This is a genomic window from Denitrobaculum tricleocarpae (assembly GCF_007004665.1).
In the GTDB taxonomy this organism is placed as follows: domain Bacteria; phylum Pseudomonadota; class Alphaproteobacteria; order Kiloniellales; family Kiloniellaceae; genus Denitrobaculum; species Denitrobaculum tricleocarpae.
In genome coordinates this window covers 286,742-306,656 of the sequence record NZ_ML660052.1, presented here as the reverse complement: position 1 = coordinate 306,656, position 19,915 = coordinate 286,742, and the positions used below count along the sequence as shown (strand labels likewise).

Annotated in this window: 21 protein-coding genes; 12 read left to right on the top strand and 9 right to left on the bottom strand. The window is 58.6% G+C overall.

Annotation, left to right across the window (positions count from 1 at the left end; all coding sequences use genetic code 11):
• Positions 1-56: 56 nt before the first annotated feature.
• Positions 57-797 (bottom strand): TVP38/TMEM64 family protein, encoded by a 741-nt coding sequence (locus tag FKG95_RS01390; RefSeq protein ID WP_142894420.1) that lies wholly within the window; start codon positions 795-797, stop codon positions 57-59.
• A gap of 318 nt (positions 798-1,115) precedes the next feature.
• On the opposite strand from FKG95_RS01390, the gene rpmH reads away from it, so the two are divergent.
• From rpmH to argB, 6 genes are read left to right on the top strand one after another with little or no spacing between them, the layout of a single operon-like run.
• Positions 1,116-1,250, top strand: a complete 135-nt coding sequence (gene rpmH, locus FKG95_RS01385; protein WP_142894418.1) for a 50S ribosomal protein L34 — start codon at positions 1,116-1,118, stop codon at positions 1,248-1,250.
• Positions 1,251-1,254: 4 nt separating this feature from the next.
• Complete coding sequence (gene rnpA, locus FKG95_RS01380) at positions 1,255-1,713, top strand: ribonuclease P protein component (protein ID WP_142894416.1); 459 nt, start codon at positions 1,255-1,257, stop codon at positions 1,711-1,713.
• Between the two features lie 3 nt (positions 1,714-1,716).
• Positions 1,717-1,995 (top strand): membrane protein insertion efficiency factor YidD, encoded by a 279-nt coding sequence (yidD, locus tag FKG95_RS01375; protein WP_142894414.1) that lies wholly within the window; start codon positions 1,717-1,719, stop codon positions 1,993-1,995.
• Between the two features lie 12 nt (positions 1,996-2,007).
• Positions 2,008-3,825, top strand: coding sequence for a membrane protein insertase YidC (gene yidC, locus FKG95_RS01370; protein ID WP_142894412.1), 1,818 nt, complete (start codon positions 2,008-2,010; stop codon positions 3,823-3,825).
• Between the two features lie 10 nt (positions 3,826-3,835).
• The gene (yihA, locus tag FKG95_RS01365; RefSeq protein WP_142894410.1) at positions 3,836-4,531 is read left to right on the top strand and encodes a ribosome biogenesis GTP-binding protein YihA/YsxC; all 696 of its coding nucleotides are present in this window, start codon (positions 3,836-3,838) and stop codon (positions 4,529-4,531) included.
• A 9-nt stretch (positions 4,532-4,540) separates the two neighbouring features.
• A complete protein-coding gene (argB, locus tag FKG95_RS01360; protein ID WP_142894408.1) occupies positions 4,541-5,449 on the top strand; it encodes an acetylglutamate kinase in 909 nt (302 codons plus the stop codon).
• A gap of 32 nt (positions 5,450-5,481) precedes the next feature.
• On the opposite strand, the gene FKG95_RS01355 is transcribed toward argB, so the two are convergent.
• The 3 genes from FKG95_RS01355 to FKG95_RS01345 all read right to left on the bottom strand — a co-directional run bounded on the left by FKG95_RS01355 (position 5,482) and on the right by FKG95_RS01345 (position 9,356).
• Positions 5,482-6,699 carry a DUF2336 domain-containing protein gene (locus FKG95_RS01355; protein WP_179953872.1) on the bottom strand — a complete coding sequence of 406 codons (1,218 nt, stop codon included), beginning with the start codon at positions 6,697-6,699 and terminating at the stop codon, positions 5,482-5,484.
• A gap of 17 nt (positions 6,700-6,716) precedes the next feature.
• A complete protein-coding gene (locus tag FKG95_RS01350) occupies positions 6,717-8,534 on the bottom strand; it encodes a diguanylate cyclase (RefSeq protein WP_142894404.1) in 1,818 nt (605 codons plus the stop codon).
• Positions 8,535-8,792: 258 nt separating this feature from the next.
• Positions 8,793-9,356, bottom strand: coding sequence for a helix-turn-helix domain-containing protein (locus tag FKG95_RS01345; RefSeq protein WP_142894402.1), 564 nt, complete (start codon positions 9,354-9,356; stop codon positions 8,793-8,795).
• Between the two features lie 447 nt (positions 9,357-9,803).
• Between FKG95_RS01345 and FKG95_RS01335 the strand changes: the two genes are divergently transcribed.
• The 4 genes from FKG95_RS01335 to FKG95_RS01320 all read left to right on the top strand — a co-directional run bounded on the left by FKG95_RS01335 (position 9,804) and on the right by FKG95_RS01320 (position 13,413).
• The gene (locus FKG95_RS01335) at positions 9,804-10,532 is read left to right on the top strand and encodes a pyrimidine 5'-nucleotidase (RefSeq protein ID WP_142894400.1); all 729 of its coding nucleotides are present in this window, start codon (positions 9,804-9,806) and stop codon (positions 10,530-10,532) included.
• Positions 10,533-10,740: 208 nt separating this feature from the next.
• Complete coding sequence (gene dapD / locus FKG95_RS01330) at positions 10,741-11,586, top strand: 2,3,4,5-tetrahydropyridine-2,6-dicarboxylate N-succinyltransferase (protein WP_142894398.1); 846 nt, start codon at positions 10,741-10,743, stop codon at positions 11,584-11,586.
• Between the two features lie 25 nt (positions 11,587-11,611).
• Positions 11,612-12,766 (top strand): succinyl-diaminopimelate desuccinylase, encoded by a 1,155-nt coding sequence (gene dapE / locus FKG95_RS01325; RefSeq protein ID WP_142894396.1) that lies wholly within the window; start codon positions 11,612-11,614, stop codon positions 12,764-12,766.
• Positions 12,763-13,413, top strand: coding sequence for a hypothetical protein (locus FKG95_RS01320; RefSeq protein WP_142894394.1), 651 nt, complete (start codon positions 12,763-12,765; stop codon positions 13,411-13,413). Before dapE ends, FKG95_RS01320 begins: the two co-directional genes overlap by 4 nt.
• Before the next feature lie 84 nt (positions 13,414-13,497).
• Here FKG95_RS01320 and FKG95_RS01315 read toward each other — a convergent pair whose 3' ends face one another.
• The 4 genes from FKG95_RS01315 to def form a co-directional block, all read right to left on the bottom strand.
• Positions 13,498-14,706, bottom strand: coding sequence for a multidrug effflux MFS transporter (locus FKG95_RS01315; RefSeq protein ID WP_142894392.1), 1,209 nt, complete (start codon positions 14,704-14,706; stop codon positions 13,498-13,500).
• Positions 14,707-14,731: 25 nt separating this feature from the next.
• Positions 14,732-15,472: a tRNA pseudouridine(38-40) synthase TruA gene (gene truA, locus FKG95_RS01310; RefSeq protein ID WP_142894390.1), complete on the bottom strand. Its 741-nt coding sequence runs from the start codon at positions 15,470-15,472 to the stop codon at positions 14,732-14,734.
• Complete coding sequence (gene fmt / locus FKG95_RS01305; RefSeq protein WP_142894388.1) at positions 15,469-16,407, bottom strand: methionyl-tRNA formyltransferase; 939 nt, start codon at positions 16,405-16,407, stop codon at positions 15,469-15,471. The genes truA and fmt overlap by 4 nt, the downstream gene beginning before the upstream one ends.
• Before the next feature lie 148 nt (positions 16,408-16,555).
• Entirely contained in the window at positions 16,556-17,092 is a 537-nt protein-coding gene (gene def, locus FKG95_RS01300) for a peptide deformylase (protein WP_142894386.1), read from the bottom strand.
• A gap of 284 nt (positions 17,093-17,376) precedes the next feature.
• On the opposite strand from def, the gene FKG95_RS01295 reads away from it, so the two are divergent.
• Entirely contained in the window at positions 17,377-18,501 is a 1,125-nt protein-coding gene (locus FKG95_RS01295) for a DNA recombination protein RmuC (protein WP_246116647.1), read from the top strand.
• Between the two features lie 7 nt (positions 18,502-18,508).
• Here the strand turns inward: FKG95_RS01295 and FKG95_RS01290 are convergent, their stop codons facing one another.
• Positions 18,509-19,201: an ArsR/SmtB family transcription factor gene (locus tag FKG95_RS01290; RefSeq protein ID WP_142894382.1), complete on the bottom strand. Its 693-nt coding sequence runs from the start codon at positions 19,199-19,201 to the stop codon at positions 18,509-18,511.
• Positions 19,202-19,288: 87 nt separating this feature from the next.
• Between FKG95_RS01290 and FKG95_RS01285 the strand changes: the two genes are divergently transcribed.
• Positions 19,289-19,915 carry a LysE family translocator gene (locus FKG95_RS01285; RefSeq protein WP_142894380.1) on the top strand — a complete coding sequence of 209 codons (627 nt, stop codon included), beginning with the start codon at positions 19,289-19,291 and terminating at the stop codon, positions 19,913-19,915.

Below are 19,915 nucleotides of genomic sequence, written 5' to 3'. Positions count from 1 at the left end.
AAACGGCACGGATTCAACGAATAATCACCCGAATCCTCGTGTAAACTCAACGACGATTAATCGAGAGCCTCTTTGCGGGCCTTCATTTTCTTGTAAACCACAGGTACCAGCGACAGCACAATCAGGCCAACAATCGGCAGCAAAACCTGTGGTTTGAAGATGATTCCCAGGTCGGGGGTCTCGTTGGCATCGAAAATCGCTCCCAGGCCGCTCCCTACGCTGGTGTACACAAACGTACCGGGAATGATGCCGAAAAAGGTTCCGATCATGTAGTTTCGCAATGACACGCCGAGAAAAGCCGGTACGAGATTGACCAGCCAGAACGGAAAAATAGGAATAAACCGCAGCACGAGAAGGTAATTCAGTTCGTTCTCCCGAAATCCGGCTTCCATTTTCTGGAGCGCTGGCCCGGCCTTGGCTCTCAGGACATCTCCGAGCGCTGTACGCGCGGCGAGAAACACGACCGTTGCCCCCAATGTCGCCCCGAAAAGAACGTAACTTCCGCCCAGCCAGGTCCCGAACAGGAAACCGCCGCCAATCGTCAGGAAAAGCCCGCCCGGAATTGAGAAGGCCGTGGCGGCGGCATAAATGCCCATAAATGCCAAACCCGCGAGCAACCCAAGGCTGTCAACCTGCCCCAGCAACCACTCCCGATTGTCCCGAAGAGTTTCATAACTCAGGTATTTGTGCCAACCCTGCGAGATGGCTAACGCCAAACCCGCAACGATGACGACAGCTGGAAGCACACGGGCGAGCGAAAAACCGCCTGGAGCGGCCTCTTTTTTGGGTTCAGTCATGAAATCATTCTCTGTGAGTCTGCCGCTTCATGGCAAGTACAGCCTCTGTGGCCCACGAAGTTTTGAATGTTTGTGAGTCGGATGCAGGCCCGATGGAACCGCAACCGCCCCGATTGCCCAAAACAAACCGTAGTTTACCAATGCTTTCCGAAACATACGTTAACGAACACTCTTGATGTTTTTCGTGAAAAACTGCTGGCGATCCGGCTTTTCCGACACTTAATGAAAGAATGATTCAGCGGGCCGTTGACAGACGTAGGCGGCCCGCTTATACAGCCTCGTCATTTTCCAACCATCCGTACTACGGAGAGTATTGCAGTGAAGCGCACATTTCAGCCCAGCGTGCTGGTCCGCAAGCGCCGCCATGGGTTTCGCGCCCGCAAAGCGACCGTCGGCGGACGCAAAGTCCTGGTAGCCCGTCGAGCCAAAGGCCGCAAGCGGCTGTCCGCCTAATCCGATGACGCCGGCCATCGGACGCCTGAAAACGCGTCCGGAGTTTCTTAAGGTCGCGGCATCGAGATGCAAGTGGGTAGCTCCCGGCCTAATTCTGCAGGTTCTGCAGCGAGGGTCGACAGGTCAATCGTCCGATCATTCCGCGCAAAGCGGCACAGGTCTGCGCGTTGGCTTTACCGTCAGCCGAAAGGTTGGCAATGCGGTAAAGCGTAATCGTGCGCGGCGCCGTTTGCGTGCCGTCGTGGACGAGGTCATGCCGGAACTCGGGCGTCCGGACCACGATTATGTGGTCATAGGTCGCGGGTCAACCTTGACTCGTGACTTCGAAGACCTGAAATCAGACTTGCGCGTGTCAATCGCACGGGCGACAACGAGCAAGGGCTTCGGAAGTAAACGAGGGTCGAAAGGCCGCAAGGGAAGCACCCGTGGTCCGACGACTGGCCCGGCGTCCAAAGGGAGCTAGAGCATGAAACTGATAAGCGGAGGCCTGATTGGTCTTGTTCGGCTCTATCAGTATGCCATCTCGCCCCTCATGCCCCCGCACTGCAGGTTCTACCCAAGCTGTTCGCACTACGCCTGTGACGCTTTGCGCACGCACGGCCCACTTCGCGGAAGCTGGCTGACACTCGTTCGACTGCTGCGCTGTCACCCCTGGGGTGGCGAGGGCTACGACCCGGTTCCCGAGCCGGGCGAACGGTTAAGCGGAAGCATTTCATCTCATCACCATTGTCAAGAACGTCACTGAGCAACAGGCACCATGGGACAACAGGACCAAAGAAACCTCTTACTCGCGATCGTTCTCTCGCTCGCTATCTTACTGGGCTTTCAGTATTTTCTGCCGCAAGAGCCGCCGCTCGAGGCACCGCAAAGCAGTGAACAGGTCATAGGACAACCAACGCCACAGCCGGGGCAGGCCGGAACGGTCCCCTCCACCATACCTGGAGCAACCGGTTCTGCGTCAGCCCCGTCCGTCCCCGGTATTCCGGGTGCAGTGGGTGTCTCCGCGGCACAGTCCCGCAGTGATCTTCTGGCCACGTCGCCACGGGTTAAAATTGAAACACCAAAGCTGAGCGGTTCGATCTCTTTGAACGGCGGACGCTTAGACGATCTTGTTCTGACCGAACTGCGCGAGACGATTGAAGAGGGCAGCCCCAACATTGTTCTCCTCTCACCGCTGGGCACTGCCGAACCCTACTACGCCAACTTCGGTTGGTCGGTCGGCGACGGTTCCGTCACTACGCCGGATGCTTCGAGTGTCTGGTCCGCGGATAAAACCACACTGACGCCGCAGCAGCCCGTCACGCTAAGCTGGGACAACGGCGAGGGCCTCACGTTCCAAAAGACCTTCGAAGTTGACGAAAACTACCTCTTCACGGTTCACCAGCGCGTCGTAAACAATAGCGACCAAACCTTCACCGCATTGCCCTACGGTTTAATCAACCGCACGGGAACACCCGACATTCTTGGTTTTTATATCCTTCACGAAGGCCTCGTGGGTGTTCTGAACGAGAACCTGCAGGAAATCGACTACAGCGACGTTCTCGAAGCGGAAAATGGAGTCATCAGCGAGAGCTCGAACGGTGGCTGGCTTGGCATCACGGATAAATACTGGGCTGCGGCGCTGATTCCGGACCAGTCGGTTTCGGTGACCACGCGCTTTACGGGCCAGAACCTGGCCGGCGTCGCTTCTTACCAGACCGACTACCTCTATAACGATGGCGTCGTGGTCGCCCCCGGCAGTTCCGTTGAAATCAGCAACTCTCTCTTCGCGGGCGCGAAAGTCGTTACCCAAATTGATGAATACGAGTCTGCGCTCGGGGTCAATCATTTCGACAAAATCGTCGATTTCGGCTGGTTCTACTACATCACTAAGCCGTTGTTTTACGCCATTCACTGGCTCAACGAGAAGATCGGTAATTTCGGCGTCGCCATCCTGGTGCTGACGGTTTTCATCAAACTGGCGTTCTTCCCGCTTGCGAACAAGTCCTACAAGGCCATGGCGAAAATGCGCAAGCTGCAGCCGGAGATGCTGGATCTGCGTGAGCGCTTCGGCGAGGACAAGCAACGCCTGAATCAGGAAATGATGGCGCTCTACAAGCGCGAGGGTGCCAACCCCATGTCCGGGTGTTTGCCGATCCTTATTCAGATCCCGGTCTTCTTTGCGCTCTACAAGGTGATGTTTGTCACCATCGAAATGCGCCAGGCGCCGTTCTTCGGGTGGATCAAGGACCTCTCCGCGCCGGATCCGACCTCCATCCTCAACGGCTTTGGCATCCTGCCCTGGGGTGTGCCGGAACTCGGCCTGCTCAATGTTCTCAACCTGGGTGTGTGGCCGCTGATCATGGGCATCACCATGTTCCTGCAGCAGAAACTCAATCCGCAGCCCCCCGATCCGATCCAGGCCAAGATCTTCCTGTTCATGCCGATCATGTTTACCTTCCTGCTGGCCACCTTCCCGGCCGGTCTGGTGATCTACTGGGCATGGAACAACACGCTTTCGATCATTCAACAGGCCGTCATCATGAAGCGGGCAGGTGTTCCCATCGGAAACCCCACCCCTCCAAGCAAGACGTAATCCTGACGCGATGGCAAACGATAGCGAGCCTGGTTCGCCCCTCGGCACCGACGGCGATGACCAGACCACGCGGCAGGAAGCTCTTGAGGTCGGCCGGCTGCTTTTTGCCAAGGAATGTCAGTTTCTGACGGCGGCAGCCCAGGACGGGCAATTGCCGAACTTGGGCCTCCCTGAGATCGCCTTTGCCGGCCGCTCCAACGTTGGCAAGTCCAGTCTGGTGAATGCGCTGACCGGCCGGAAAACGCTTGCCAGGACATCACATACGCCGGGACGCACGCAACAGCTCAACTTCTTCGGGCTTGGCGGACGGCTGGTTCTTGTGGATCTCCCTGGCTATGGCTATGCGCGGGCAGCCAAGACCGACGTGAAACGCTGGACCGGACTGACCCGCGACTACCTCAAGGGCCGGACTGAGTTGCGCAGGGTCTGTCTTCTGATCGATTCGCGGCACGGCCTGAAGGAAAATGACCGCGAGATCATGTCCGAACTCGACGTTGCCGCCGTATCCTATCAGGTGGTGCTCACCAAGACCGACAAGCTCAAAGCATCAGGCCTCGCGGCCGTGCTGAAGTCGGTCGAGACCGAGTTGGCAAAACGTCCTGCCGCTCACCCGGAAGTGGCCGTCACCTCGTCACACAAGGCGAAAGGCATCGCCGAGTTGCGGGCGATGCTCGCAACACTGGCAGACCCGGCGCCAGACCGTTAGACTTCGGCCATGACAAGCAAGAGTTTCAGCGACACCAAGAACTGGTTGAGAACCGCCCGGACCATTACCGAGGCCCTGCCCTTCATGCGACGCTATACGGGCAAGACCTTTGTGATCAAGTACGGCGGGCATGCCATGGGTAACCAGGAACTGGCGGATATCTTCGCCAGCGACATCGTTTTGCTCAAGCAGATCGGCATCAATCCGATTGTCGTCCATGGTGGCGGGCCGCAGATTGGACAGATGCTCGAGCGCCTCAAGGTACAGAGCGAATTCATTGACGGATTGCGCGTCACCGACGCCGCAACCGTCGAAATCGTCGAAATGGTGCTTTCCGGCTCGATCAACAAACAGATCGTCAGCGCGATCACCGCAGCGGGTGGAACCGCAATCGGCCTATCCGGCAAGGACGGCGGCCTGATCCAGGCCACCAAGCTGCGCCGGACGAAGCGCGACGAGGAATCAAATATCGAGAAGATTCTCGACCTAGGCTTCGTCGGGGAGCCCAGTCGCGTGAACCCTCAGATTCTGACCTCGCTGGAACGTTCCGGTATGATCCCGGTGATCGCCCCCATCGGCTTGGGAGCAGATGGGCAGACCTATAACATCAACGCGGATACAGTGGCCGGCGCGGTTGCGGCGGCCGTCGGCGCGTCACGCCTGCTGTTGCTGACGGATGTCGCAGGAGTCCTCGATAAAGAGGGTAATCTGCTGACAGATCTTACTACCGAGCGGGTGCGTGAACTCCGGGACGACGGCACCATCTACGGCGGCATGCTTCCGAAGCTGGAGACTTGCGTGAATGCTGTGGAAAACGGGGTCGACGCTTCGGTTATCATCGATGGCCGGATGCCGCACTCCATGCTGTTGGAAATCTTCACGGACCGGGGCATCGGAACCTTAATCGGCCGACAGTAGTCACTTCTGCCACATCCCGCGTTAGCCCCGCTTCAAGATTTCTGGAAGAGCTCCAACTGGAACTGCAGTTCCTCGTCACCCATGGGATAGCCACCGTTGTCCAGTGCATGCACCAATTGCTTGGGCGGAATCCCACCGAGCTGTTGCTGGATCTGCATGGCGAAGCGCATGGAACAGTCCGCCTTCCAGGCCAGGGCCGTGACCCCCTTTGCAGAACGAGAAGCGAGAATCTCGCTCACCTGATCCATCGAGAGCTTGGATCGAACGGCCAGTCCGCAGCGCACCAAACCCCGGTCACCGGAAATCAAGGCTTCCGACAGCGTCTCGTCATCCAGCTTACCTGCCGCATGGAGTTCTTGCGCCCGCTTAAGTGAATCATCATCGCCGCCCTCTTCCTCCTTAAGCCGGCGAGTCATCTCTGCTTCGAGCATCTGGGCCGTCTCTTCATCAAGCCCGGCGCGCCGCTCAAGTGTTTTCAGCAGGGCTTTGGCAACGAAAGTCGCAAGCCGACGGGTTGCCTTTGGCGAGAGCTGCGGACGCTCAACAAGAGGTTTATGCCAGACTTCAACCTGTGGCGCCTGCTCGACCAATTTGTCGAGCATCTCCTCGCGGATCTGCGCGGATTTGTTTTCAAGCAATGCCGTCACCGCGCCCCGGTCGTCCGTGGACACGATTGCGTCGGCGACCGCCTCCCCCAGGCCCTGCCGCTGGGAAATCGCACACAGGCGGCCGCTGGCGCAGCCACCGTCAATGATCTCAAGAAGATCCTCATCACTGAGGATTGGCGAGAACTGCAGGATCGGATTGGCGACAACATCTTCGACGTCCGCCGCCAGGCGCCGAATCACCGCCACGGGTGCATAAGTGGCATCTTTCAGAGTGTCCGCGAGGACCTGACGAACTCGCGTGGTCTGATCCTGCGCCAGGATATCAAGAACATCGGCGATGTAACGTCCGGCCTTTTCCCGCTGGTCACTGTCCAACTCAGGACGCAGCGCAGAGATCTTTGAAGCGAGATCGATCCGGACAGTTTCATCGCTATCCCTGGCCAGGATCAGATCAGCCTGGATCGGCGTCAGGCTGTTCGAAGCAATCTGACGGCGGACCTCCGCTGAGGGATCCTCGGCCAGGAAATAGAGGATCTCAGGGCGCACGTCACTTCTTCGCGCAAGATCGAGCCGAACGGAAATGTTTGAATCCTTCGCAAGCTCCTTGGATTCTTCGTATGATATTTGTGTCTGATCGGACACGGCTGCTGCTTTCCCCATTATTCGGTCACGCCAATTGCTGCGGCGACTTCAAAGCCGCCCTTCCCCCGCCGCTTCGCGGCATACATGGCGGTATCGGCCCGTTCCGCCAGCGAATTCAGGCTCTCCTGAGACCCCGGATCCCATGCTGCAATCCCAAGAGAGAAACCCAAGGGATGCTCGGGGCTACCGGACTGAGCCTTCAACTGCTCGGATGCCTTGAGCAGCTCCTTGGCTTTGCCTGCCACGGCATCAGCCGACATGTCATCGAAGAACAAAGCGAACTCATCACCGCCAAGACGCGCCGCAACATCCCTGTTGCGGATGTGGGCGCGCAGGATCTCGGTAACGCGCAAGAGGACGTCATCGCCGGCCTGGTGGCCGAAACGGTCGTTCACCTGCTTAAAATTATCCAGATCGATGTAAAACAAAGCCGCCGAGCTGCCACGCTTTCTGGCCCAGTCGAAGCGCGCTTCGAGTGCCTCGGTAAAGCTGCGACGGTTGAGCAGTCCGGTCAGCGGGTCGGTGGCGGACAGCCTTTCCAGTTCCTCCTGCCGGACAAGCTGACGGTTGGCGAGGCCCAACTGGGTGACGACTTCACGCAGGACGAAAAGATCTTCCGCTTGCCACGCGCGCGTTCCTTCACACCGCCAAACCGTTGCAACACCGTTGATCTCGCCCTCGTACTGGGTGGCCAGGGACAGGGCGACACCGGTTTCATCTCCGGTTTCGACCTCAACCGCCCCTTTCAGCACTGCTTCGACCTGTGCCGCGAGCATGGCCTCAGGGACCGCTTCACCAGCAACCGCAGCGGCAATCATCCCGCCATCTTCGCTTTTGCTGTGAATGACAGCGCCCGAGGCGGGCAAGGCCGGCAAGAGTGAACTGGCGGCCGTCGCGAGCATACGGTCCGGTTCGATCTGATCCCGCACCATCCGGAGGATATGTCCGAGTAAACGTTCCCGGTGATGGGCCCCGGCGCGCGCCACTTCCTGGCTGCGCAGATCCGTAACATCCCGGCACAGACCGCGAGCGCCTCCCCAAGCGCCCTCTGCAGTTGTCAACGGCAGGGCGGTCACCAGAAGACAGACATTTTCTCCGTCCGCGTCACGCACCCAGCATTCCTGCTCGCTGATCGCCGATGTCACACTGAAGGGAGACAGACCTTGCGGGTCAGCGAGCAAGGATCTTCCGGACTTCCCCGCAATCTCAGACGCCGCATAGCCAAGAGCGCCACGGGGTGAGACAAAGGTGAAGTCTCCATCTGCATCCGTCTCCCAGGAAAAGTCGGATGAGATTTCAACCAGATCTTTATAGCGCTGCCGCGATTCAACCAAGGCCGCACGCAAGCTGCGTTCCAGCGTGACATCACGGCCCAGCAGCAGAGCCGCCGCACCTTCAACCCACGGCAGAACCGCAACATCCAAGGCCTGCTCTACAGGTGCGTCGCCCCCCGATGCTTGCCGGCGGCCCGTCGCACTGTCTCCGGCCGCCGAGATACCGCCCGCGGCCTCGACATCGTCGAGGCCTCCGAACTGTGACCGGGAGCGCACGAGAAGTGGGTTCACCTGCGCGGATTTTCCGTAAAGCGCGGCCTCGATCGCCGCGAGAAGTTCTTGAGGAGGATCGCTGCGCAGCAGCCCCGCAAGTGCCGCAGCATCGGCATTCGCGCCCAGAACCAAACCATTCCGGCCGACCACCATGGCGGCACCGGGATAGCTCTCGAAGGGGCCGCCAGGAGCGAAAAGAGCGAGATCGGCAAAGCTGCCGGGCGAGCGTTTGTCCTGCTCATCTGGTGCCGGCTGCTGTGAAACCGCTAAAGGCTGTGTTTTCGCCATAATCGAACGCTCATCCTGAGAAACCAACTGTGCAACATTTTATGCCGGAGCCGATACCTTCAGCTCAGGTTCGAAACACTGCCGTAATCACGTTAACAGCCACTTAAATCCAGTGTTTCGGCACAAACAAAACACGCCTGAATTCATTCAATGCTGGATATTTAAATTATTTAAAAACAATGAGTTGTGAGACTCACAGCGGATATCGAATAGCTGTTATGCGACTTTTCGTTTTCTATCGGACCACGCCGAAACAGACTAAAGCACAGAACTCAGACAAAAGTAGTAAATACAAGTCGCATTGCTATCGTTGCGAAAAACGGACCTGCTGTCACCCGCAAAGGAAGCACTGTCGCCTGTTTCTAGGTGAAAAATTCGCCCGTCCAGAATCACGGTAAGCGCCCCATCTTCAACAGCGAGATAAGCCCGGAAACCCCTACCCCACAGGCCAGATTCACCTGCTTCGACACCGGGTTCGAGGCGTGTACGGGTCATCTCGAACTCGAGCCCGGGAAGGGCGGGCGAGAGCAGCCTGCGCACCCAGCCTGACCCATCATTTACGACTGCCTGCTCGACACGGCGCAACAGGATCACGCGAGGTGGAGCCTCGTCTTCGATCAGGCGGTCGATTGATGTCTTCAATGCTTGCGCAATTTGATGCAGGATCTGGATTGAAGCCACTTTGTCGCCCCGCTCCACGGCCGAGAGCATACTCACGCTCACAGACGCCTGCCCCGAGAGGTCTTGAAGAGAAAACCCACGTGATAAACGCAGACTTCGTATCCGGTCTCCAAGCTCCGCAACATCGAGTATTTCAGTCATTTATCCCAAAGCATCATTATAGTAGATTTTTTGCGCGATAGTGGAATCTAATTGAAATTGACAAAACCTGCCAGCATCAAGGGTTACTCCTCGTGACAAGAGCCCGGAGAAGACTCTGGCCCTACGGCCGGCGCAGCGCCTCCGGCTATCGCGAAGCAGAGCTCCAGGCCCTCCGCGGACCACAACCCACGCCTCCTCCCATAGGTCACAACAACGGCCCGCCGCTGGATCAATCGAACGCATGGGCGAGAGTCTGCTGGAAGAAGGCCAAGGAGGAAGTCTGGAAGTCGCCACCGATCGAGGTTGTCCGGATGCGAATTAAGCGCGCCAGGGAGCTTGGCATGACTTATCGCGAATACACCTTGGAGATTTTGGAACGCGGGCGCTACTTATAGCCGACGTGCGACCCCATCTCTAATGGCCAGTCCCGAGTTTAACGAGAGCGTTATGATCAGCCAGTCCGACATCCCAAGCCTCCGGGACAGCGATATCGAAAAAGATGCGGTATCCCTCTCACACATCGACACCTGGATCTTCGACCTGGACAACACGCTTTACCCGGAATCCTCCAGTCTTTTCGATCAAGTCGACCGGCGGATGGGTTTGTTTGTGGAACAGCTTCTGGGACTGGACCCTGTGAGCGCGCGCACACTTCAGAAGCAGTATTTTCGCGAGCATGGTACGACCTTGCGCGGCTTGATGACGCTCCATGACATAGATCCGCAGAGCTACCTCGAGTTCGTGCACGAAATCGACGTCTCCGGAATCACTCCCAATCGCGAGCTCGATCGTGTCCTGGGCAGCTTACCGGGACGCAAGGTCATCTTCACCAATGCTTCGGTGCCGCACGCATTGAACGTCATGAACCAGCTCGGCATTGCCACGCATTTCAGCGACATCTACGATATTGTACGCGCCAACTTCCTTCCAAAGCCGGCCCGTGAGACATATGAGGACTTCACTTCAAGCCTGCAGGTTGACCCGTCCAAAGCGATTTTTTTCGAGGATACAGCCCGGAATCTTGAGCCCGCTGCGGCCATGGGCATGACAACAGTGTGGCTGGAAACCTATGGTAACGGCAGCGCGCGTGGCTCGGAGAATACCTACGTGCACTATCGAACAAACGACCTTGTCGACTGGCTGACTTCGATCGCTCTGGACCCGGCCGCGGAGTGATCTGTCAATTTCTCGATTGTGAGCCGCTTGACGGCATCAGCACTGTAAGTGTCTTCCCCTGTTCTCCGCTGAAATTCGGCTCCGGAGCGGCCGCCAGAGTCATTGACAGAACCGGGCCCCTCGCGCATCTTCCCACGGCTCGATTCTGGCGCTTAACCGAGGTGCCGGGACCCGGCGTCGTTTAGGACCTTCACGCTATGGAATTGTTATGAACGCCTCTGACCTGCAAACCGCCATCGATGCCGCCTGGGACAACCGTGACCAGATCTCGACCACGACAACCGGCGAAGTCCGTGACGCCGTAAGTGAAGCCCTGAACGGCCTGGATGCAGGCACCTATCGCGTCGCCGAAAAAACCGCCGAGGGATGGCAGGTCAATCAGTGGCTCAAGAAAGCGGTCTTGCTGTCTTTCCGCCTCAACGACATGAGCCCGATTCCCGGCGGTCCAGGACAAGCAACCAACTGGTGGGACAAGGTCCCATCCAAGTTCGAGGGCTGGGGGGAAAACCGCTTTCGGGAAGCAGGCTTCCGCGCGGTGCCGAACTGCACCGTCCGCCACTCCGCCTACATCGCGCCCGGCGTCGTCTTGATGCCCAGCTTCGTGAATCTGGGCGCGCACGTCGATAGCGGCACCATGGTTGATACCTGGGCCACAGTCGGTTCCTGCGCCCAAATCGGCAAGAATGTCCACCTCTCGGGGGGCGCCGGAATCGGTGGTGTCCTGGAGCCCCTTCAGGCCGGACCTGTAATTATTGAAGACAACTGCTTTATCGGCGCCCGTTCCGAGGTGGTTGAAGGCGTCGTCGTTGAAGAAGGCTCGGTTCTTTCGATGGGTGTCTTTATCGGCGCATCGACCAAGATTATCAATCGGACAACCGGCGAGATCCATATGGGCCGGGTGCCGGCCTATTCGGTCGTCGTTCCTGGCGCTCTTCCCGGCAAACCGCTTCCCGATGGCACGCCCGGCCCCAGCCTCTACTGCGCGGTCATCATCAAACAGGTTGACGAGCGGACCAGGTCGAAGACCTCCATCAACGATCTATTGCGCGATTGATCGGAGGCAGAATAGATCGCGAGACATGACAGCTACTCCCAACGTCATTGAACTTAGCCAGCAATTGATCCGCTGTCCTTCGATCACGCCGGTCGAAGGCGGTGCACTGACTCTTCTTGAAAAAATTCTCACGGATCTGGGCTTTACCTGTCACCGTATGACATTCTCGGACGAGGGCACACCAGACGTTGAGAACCTCTACGCCCGTCTTGGCAGCAGCGGTCCCAACTTCTGTTACGCGGGTCACACCGATGTGGTCCCGGTCGGCGACGCCGCCGCCTGGAAGGTCGATCCTTTCGGTGGCGAGATTATCGACGGCGTGCTGTATGGACGTGGTGCCGTCGACATGAAAGGCTCCATCGCCTGCTTTGTCACGGCGCTGGCCGCTTTCCTGAATAAACGAGGCCGCGACTTGGATGGCTCGATCAGCCTGTTGATCACAGGCGACGAAGAAGACGTCAGCATCAACGGCACCCGCAAGGTGCTGCGGTGGATGAGCGCGCGGGGCGAAACACTCGATTGCTGCCTTGTCGGCGAACCCACCAGCAACGCTCGTCTCGGTGATATGATTAAGATCGGCCGGCGCGGCAGCATGAACGGCACCTTGACGGTGCGTGGCACACAGGGTCACACCGCCTATCCTCAGCTTGCCGACAACCCGGTCCACAGCCTCGTGTGTATGCTGCATGCGATATCGACGGAGCCGCTTGATGGCGGCAGCGAGCACTTTCCGCCGACCAGCCTGCAAATCACATCCGTCGATGTCGGCAATCCGGTGACAAACGTCATTCCGGCCGATGCCAGGGCAATGTTCAATGTCCGCTTTAACGATCTTTACAGCAGCAAGGGCGTGCTGGATTGGGTGCGTGAGCGCTTGGACAGGGTTGGCGGCCGTTACGACCTCGACTTCAAGGTTTCGGGTGAATCCTTCCTCTCCAAGCCAGGCCCCTTCAGCGACCTTGTTGTCAGCTCTGTCGCGAACGTCACGCAACAGACACCAGAACTCGGTACCACGGGTGGCACGTCGGACGCGCGCTTTATCAAGGATTTTTGCCCGGTTGCCGAGTTGGGGCTCTTGAACGACACGGCCCATAAAGTCGACGAGCAGGTTCCGCTTTCAGACCTTACACAACTGGAAGCGATCTACGGCGGAATACTGGAAGGTTATTTCAAGGCATGAAGCCCTCTTCAACAGAGGTTGGAACCGCGCTGTACGGCGCCTGGCGGCTTATGCGGTTTGATTCGAACGCCGTGAGCTACTTCGACAAGAGCGTCGACGGCTTTTGGAAATCCTTCTACGCGGCGGTCTTCTGGGTCCCGGTCATGACGATCGTATCCTTCATCTTTGCACCGCAACTGCCCGTCAATCTATTGAGCATTCTCAGCATGCTCATGAGCAACATCGCCTACCTTTTCGTCTTCCCACTGATTTTCATGGGCGTATGCAACGTCATAGGATGGGAGAAGAATTTTATCGGCTGTATCGTCGCGCTGAATTGGACGCGCGTATTTTACGCCTGTCTTCTTTTGCCAGTCGGTCTTATTTTTTCCACCATCATCGCGAACGCAGGAGATCCCTCATCCGTGGGGCTCGCCACGCCAGGTGAGGCAGCAAACCAGCCGTCCGGGCTTCTACTGCTCGTCTTCCTGGGGCTGGCGCTTTATGCTCTCGCCTACGAAATCTTTATCTACAGCCGGAGCCTGGAAATCTCGCTTCCCGCAGGTTTTGGTGCAGTCGTCATCGAGATGATGATCGCGCTGGTATGGACCCTGGCCCAGTCCATTATCATGGCCGTGACGGGTGGCATGTCCGGTACCGGCGGCTGAGGTAACGTCAGCATTCTCGGCAGTACGCGCCGGCGCACTTGAGTCAGCGGGAACTTGAGTCAGCGGGCACTTGAAGTCAGGATTTTAATTCCTCAAGCGCCAAACCTCGTAGATCACCAAGCTGGCAACACCACAAGCAGCAACCGTAATTGCCATGGGATAAGCGCTGCCGTCGTAAAAGGCATTGATCGCCGCAGCCCCCAAGGCCGCGCCTCCCATTTGGATCGCACTGAGCAGTGCAGAGGCAAGACCCACCCCGGTTCCCGCGGCTGCGAGGGCCCGGACCGGTGCCGTGACGAAAATAAATGCAAGTCCCAGCCCGAAAAAAGACATGGCACCTGCTAAGGCCAGCGGAGTTTCCAGGTTCGCCTGGAGCAGCAGCGGCAGAAGGCCGCCGCCCAATGCCATGAGAACAAGACTCGCCCGAAGAAGCCATTCGCTCGGGATCTTCTCGACAATGCGGTTGGCGATCAGGTTCCCGACGAAGTAAGCCCCAACGACAATAGCCTGATAATACCCATAGTTCTGAGGTTTCACGCCAAGACGGTCGATCAGGACAAAGGGCGCAGCGGCGATGAAGGCGAAGAGGCCGCCGAGCGAGAGTGCCAAAACGACGACGTAAATCATGTAGTCCGGTTTTCGCAAAAGGCCCAGGTATCCGTAGAACAGCCGACTTGGCCTCAAGGCATTGCGATCGGGAGTCGTCGTCTCGGAAAGGTACCGCCAGATCAGGAAGGTGATCAGAGCAATAAGAATGGACAGCAGCAGAAAGTTTGCCCGCCATCCGAACCAGACGAAAATATAGCCACCGATCAATGGGCCGATCGCAGGCGCAACGGATATGGACATCCCGTAGACCCCGAGCATCTTTGCGGCCTTGGTGTCATCGTAGAGATCGCGAATGACTGCCAGGATCAGAACCGCCTCGGCGCTCGCGGCAGCTCCTTGCATCGCGCGCGCGGTCACCAGCTGTCCGATCGATTGCGCACCGGCGCAGGCCAGAGTCGTCAGAAGAAAACCGATCATGCCGATCAGCAGAATGGGACGGCGGCCAAAACGGTCAGACAAGGGTCCGTGGATCAACTGCGCGAGCGCGAAACCTGCCAGGTTCAGGCTCATGGTCAGCTGCACGCTCTGGGCGTTGGTCGAAAAGTAGTCAGGTAGAGACGGCAGAGAGGGCAGATATAGATCCGTTGAGAGGACGCTGCAGAAACTTGCCGAGATCAGGACCACCGGGATCATGAGCGCCGTAAAGCGGTCAAACTGAGGCGCTCCCGGGCGCGAGCCGCTCATTCGGCCTCAGCCCCAAATCCAGACTTCATTCGAATGTCACCCCGACAAAATAGAGCCCATGGGCCGGCGCTGTCGGTCCGGCGGCAGAACGGTCGCAGGCCTCCAACGCCGCTCTAAAATCGTCGCTATTCCACTTGCCCTCGCCGACCAGCTTCAGGGTCCCCACGATGTTGCGCACCTGATGATGCAGAAAGGACTTCGCGGCGACTGTGATGTGGATATCCTCGCCATGGCGCGCGACCGAAATCTCATCCAGAGTTTTCATTGGCGAGTTAGCCTGACACTGACTGGCCCGGAACGAACTGAAATCATGGTGACCGACCAGACACTGGGCCGCCACATGCATCGCATCAGCATCCAGGGGCACCGGCACGAACCAGGCCAGCCCTTCATCCAGAGCCAACGGTGCACGCCGGTTCACGATCCGATAGCGGTAACGGCGGCCAGTTGCCGAAAACCGGGCGTGAAAGTCTTCCGCGACCGCATCCGCCTGAAGAACCGCAACCCTCACGTCCCGCAGATGCGCGTTGAGGGCTTTGCAGACCGTGTTCGCATCGGTGTCTTTGGAAATATCCAGTGTCACCACCTGCCCCAGCGCGTGAACCCCGGCATCCGTGCGCCCCGATGCCGAGGCCACGACCGTCTCTCCGCAAAAGTCTGCAACCGCCTGCTCAATAGAGGCCTGCACGCTGGGACCATTGTCCTGACGCTGCCAACCAACGAAGTCGCCGCCGTGATATTCGACGACAAGTTTATAGCGGGTCATGGACTCTTGCCTTGAAGCAAGTCGGTCCCGGCGGGGAGCGCAAATCCATTCAGAAAATCCTTCGCTGCCATGGCCCCCTTACCCGGGCGTTGAAGCCTGAGCAGACGTAAAGCACCCTCACCGCAGGCAACAGTCAGCGCGTCATCCAAAACCAAACCTGCCGGCCCTGACGTCTCGACCGCTTCAACTTCGAGCAGCTTGATACGATCTTTGCCAAGCGGGAAAACCGCGCCGGGCCACGGGGTGAAGGCACGCACCTGCCGCGCCAGTTCAACGGCCGGACGATGCCAGTCGATCTGACTTTCGGACTTCTCCAGTTTGGCGGCATAGGTCACGCCCTGGTCGGGCTGCGGTGTCGCTTCAAGTTCTCCTGCCGCGACCCCGCGCAGGGCGCCGACGATCAGTTTGCCACCCAGCTCGGCAAGACGGTCATGCAGGTCGGACGCCGTGGTTTGATCGGTGAGCGGCAGGCGCTCGCTGCAAAGCATTCCACCTGTATCCAATCCTTCATCCATCTGCATGATGGTCACACCGCTTTCCCTATCACCGGCGAGAATCGCCCGCTGGATCGGCGCGGCGCCGCGCCAGCGAGGCAAAAGGGACGCATGAACATTCAGGCATCCAAGCCGCGGCGCTTCAAGAATGGCTCTGGGCAAAATGAGTCCGTAAGCCGCGACGACAGCCACGTCCAGGTTCAGGGCCGCGAAGTCGGCCTGCTCCTGTTCGCTCTTAAGGCTTTTCGGGGTTCGAACTTGCCATCCTTGCGCGGCCGCATAGGCATGGACCGGCGACAGACGCTCCTTATGGCCCCTTCCCGCAGGACGCGGTGGCTGGGAGTAAACGGCTGCAATCTCGTGTCCGGCATCCGCTAGAGCGCGCAGGCTCGAGACCGCAAAGTCGGGCGTTCCCATGAAGGCTAGTTTCAGCCGCGTCATTACTCTTCCCTGAATCACGGAGACAACGCCTGCCACGCCGCAGATTTACAGGCGCGGTGACAGATCCTTCTTTATCAGGGAGTCGCGATGCTAGGCAATCCCGGCTGCCGCATAGTGGCTATGCCGTCCGGCCGATAGACCACAATGATCAGCCGGCTTTCTCAAGCTCCGAGGGCGCGGACGCTTTGCGGGCCTTCAGCAGTTTACGCAGGATCATGTTCCGCTTCAGGGCCGAGATGTGATCGACGAAGAGAATACCCTCGAGATGATCCATTTCGTGTTGAATGCAGGTCGCCAGGAGGCCTTCGGCAGCGAGTTCCTGATTCCGGCCCTGCTCATCCAGATATGCCACCTTGATTTCGGCGGGACGCACCACTTCGGCGTAGTGCTCCGGTAAAGAAAGACAGCCCTCGTCATAACTCGCGTCATGGTCAGACACCCAGGTCAGTTCAGGATTGACCATCTTAAGGGGTGCCTTCTCCTCGTCATCATGCGACACGTCGACCACGATCACGCGCCTTAAGTCTCCGACCTGCGGAGCCGCCAGACCAATGCCCGGTGCCTTGTACATGGTTTCGAGCATGTCATCGAGCAGTTTGCGAACCTCATCGTCCACCTGCTCAACGGGCGCGCAGACCTGTTTCAGCCGTGGGTCGGGGGCGGTAATGATGGGCAAAAGAGCCATAATCGATCTTCACATCAAGTCGTTCGAGTTGAGACTAACCCTTAGGTATTGCGGCGAGGTAAAGGCGTCAAGGCACTTCACCACTGAAACTCACCACCAGCAGGGCCAATTATCCAGGTAAATGCATAAAAAGTCTTCAACAGCAGGCCTGCCACGGAGGCGGTGGAAGTGTTAACCTGAGCGCTGCCGGATTCGATCAATTGCGGTGTGATCCTTCTGTGAATGGCTTGCAGAACGAAACAGAAACATAGAGACTGGTAGATATAACTCCGTTTGGAATGGATATGGATCTTACTCTCGTCGCTCTCGTCATCGCCGCCCTGGCGGTCGCTGCTCTTTGTTTCTGCGTTTTCGCGATGATCTCGATGCGTAAAGCGGCGGAGAAAGACGGTCGCGACGGCGTCGAGTTTACCGGGCGGATCAGCCAACTGACCGAGACTCTGGCAGCGACTCAGGCCCAGACCGCCGACCGCTTCCAGGCTCAGGAAAGGGCCATCGGCAAACTCCTGGAAGAACGCCTTGGCGACTTGACAAAACGGGTTGGGGATCGCTTGCAGGATCATGCCACGCGGAATCAGACCGCCCTGGGCGCTTTGGGCGAGCGCCTCGCGGTGATCGATCAGGCCCAGAAGAACATCACAGAACTCTCGTCTCAGGTGGTCGGACTGCAGGATATCCTGGCTAATAAACAGGCGCGCGGCGCTTTCGGCGAAGTCCAGCTCTCGGATATCGTCACCTCGATCCTGCCGCCCTCAGCCTACAGCTTTCAGGCGACAATTGGCGAAAACCGGCGCGTCGACTGCCTGCTGCACCTGCCAAATCCGCCGGGATCGATCGCGATTGACTCAAAGTTTCCGTTGGAAAGCTATCAGGCTCTACAAGAGGCGAAAGACGACGCGGCATCGCTTCAGGCACGCCGGACCTTCGTTGCGGACGTGCGCAAGCATGTAAAAGACATCGCCGAGCGTTACATCGTCGCTGGTGAAACTGCGGAATCTGCGCTGATGTTCCTTCCGAGCGAAGCGGTCTACGCCGAGCTGCACGCCAACTTCCGAAATGTCGTCGAGGATTCCTACAGGGCGCGCGTCTGGATCGTCTCTCCGACCACACTTATGGCGACCCTGAACACCGTACGCGCCGTTCTGAAAGACGTCCGCATGCGAGAGCAGGCCGGGGTCATCCAGTCAGAAGTTCAGAAGATGATGCTGGACGTCGGACGCCTGGATGACCGTGTGGACAAGCTGCAGCGGCATTTCCAGCAAGCGGACCGGGATATTCGCGACATCCGAACCTCCGCGGACAAGATCACCAAGCGCGGCGAACGGATCGAGGAACTGCAGCTTGAGGACGCCGAAGACGACGCAGCGGAACTTCCGCCACCGGCCCAACCGAGATTGGTCGTCGATTAATCCGACTTCAGGCCGGTAACACCACCCCGAACAATTTTGAGAGCCCCTTGCGGCCTGCATCCGTGATCGTCACGCTGCGGCTGCCCGTCTTGGTCTTAAGCCAGCCCTTCGCCTCGCAACGCGCGAGGAAAGCCGCGCCGAGCGCGCCGCCGATATGGGCCCGCCGTTCGCTCCAATCTAGACACCGCCGGGCGAAGGCGCGCCGCTTCCCGCGCAGGCTTTCGATCTCGACCCCAAAATCCTCCAGAGCGGCAATCCCCCTGTCGCTGACCTCGAAGTCGTTATCGCCCTCGGCCAGGTAACCGAGCTCGACGAAGCGCTCAACAACAGCTACCGCGACCTGCCCGGCAAGGTGGTCGTAGCAGGTGCGGGCAAAACGCATGGCTTCATCACGCGGGCCCGTCGGGCGATGGCGGGGCGCGCCCTGCTGCGCAACGACGGAGATCGCTTCAATTGCCTGCGCGATCTCGGGACCGGCCAGGCGAAAGTAGCGATGACGGCCCTGCCGCTCGACAGCCAGCATGTTGGCTTCCTTGAGTTTCGCCAGATGACCGCTCGCCGTTTGCGGCGTCACGCCGGCGACATGAGCGAGCTCGGTCGCCGTCAACGCGCGGCCATCCATGAGCGCCGAGAGCATATTGGCACGCGCGGGGTCACCAATCAGCGCCGCCGCCTCCGCAATGTAGGGACCTTCAATCATACTACGATCATAACCGAAGTGTTGTTGATGGACAAGCACACGCCGGGCAAGCAGAGTGAGAGCAGGGAATGAAAGAGGGGCGAAGGAATGACACTGACGGAATGGCTGACGTTTGCGGCGATTTGGACCGTTCTGAGCTTGCCGCTCGGCCCCAACGCCATCAACTGCATGACATCCGGAGTCTCAAACGGCACGCGCCGGGCGCTTTGGACCGTGCTGGGCATCGCCATCGCGGGCCTGACCCACATGACAATTGCGGTCTTGGGGCTCGGCACGCTGCTGCTGGCCTACGCGGAACTGTACCTCGCGCTCAAATGGCTGGGCATTGCCTACCTGACCTGGTTAGGCATCTCACTTTGGCGGAAGCCTGCAAAGCTATCGGCCATTGGATCGCGGGAAGTGGAACCTGCCGGTCTTTTGGTGCGCCGTGGTTTTACCATCTCCATGAGCAATCCCAAGGCAATCCTCAGCTATATGGCGGCCTTCCCGCAATTCATCGATCCGGGCAGTCCAATGGCGCCGCAATTGCTCGTGGTCGTGCCCACAGCGATCGTAATTGTTGTTGCGGTTTACGCTGGTTATACGGCAACCGGCTGCGGCCTTGCGCGAGTCCAAACGTCTGTCGCCCGCCAGCAGTTCTTCAACCGCGTGGCAGGCGGCTTTTACCTTGCGATTGCAGGCCTGCTCGCCGTCACCGATACACGCCACGCATAG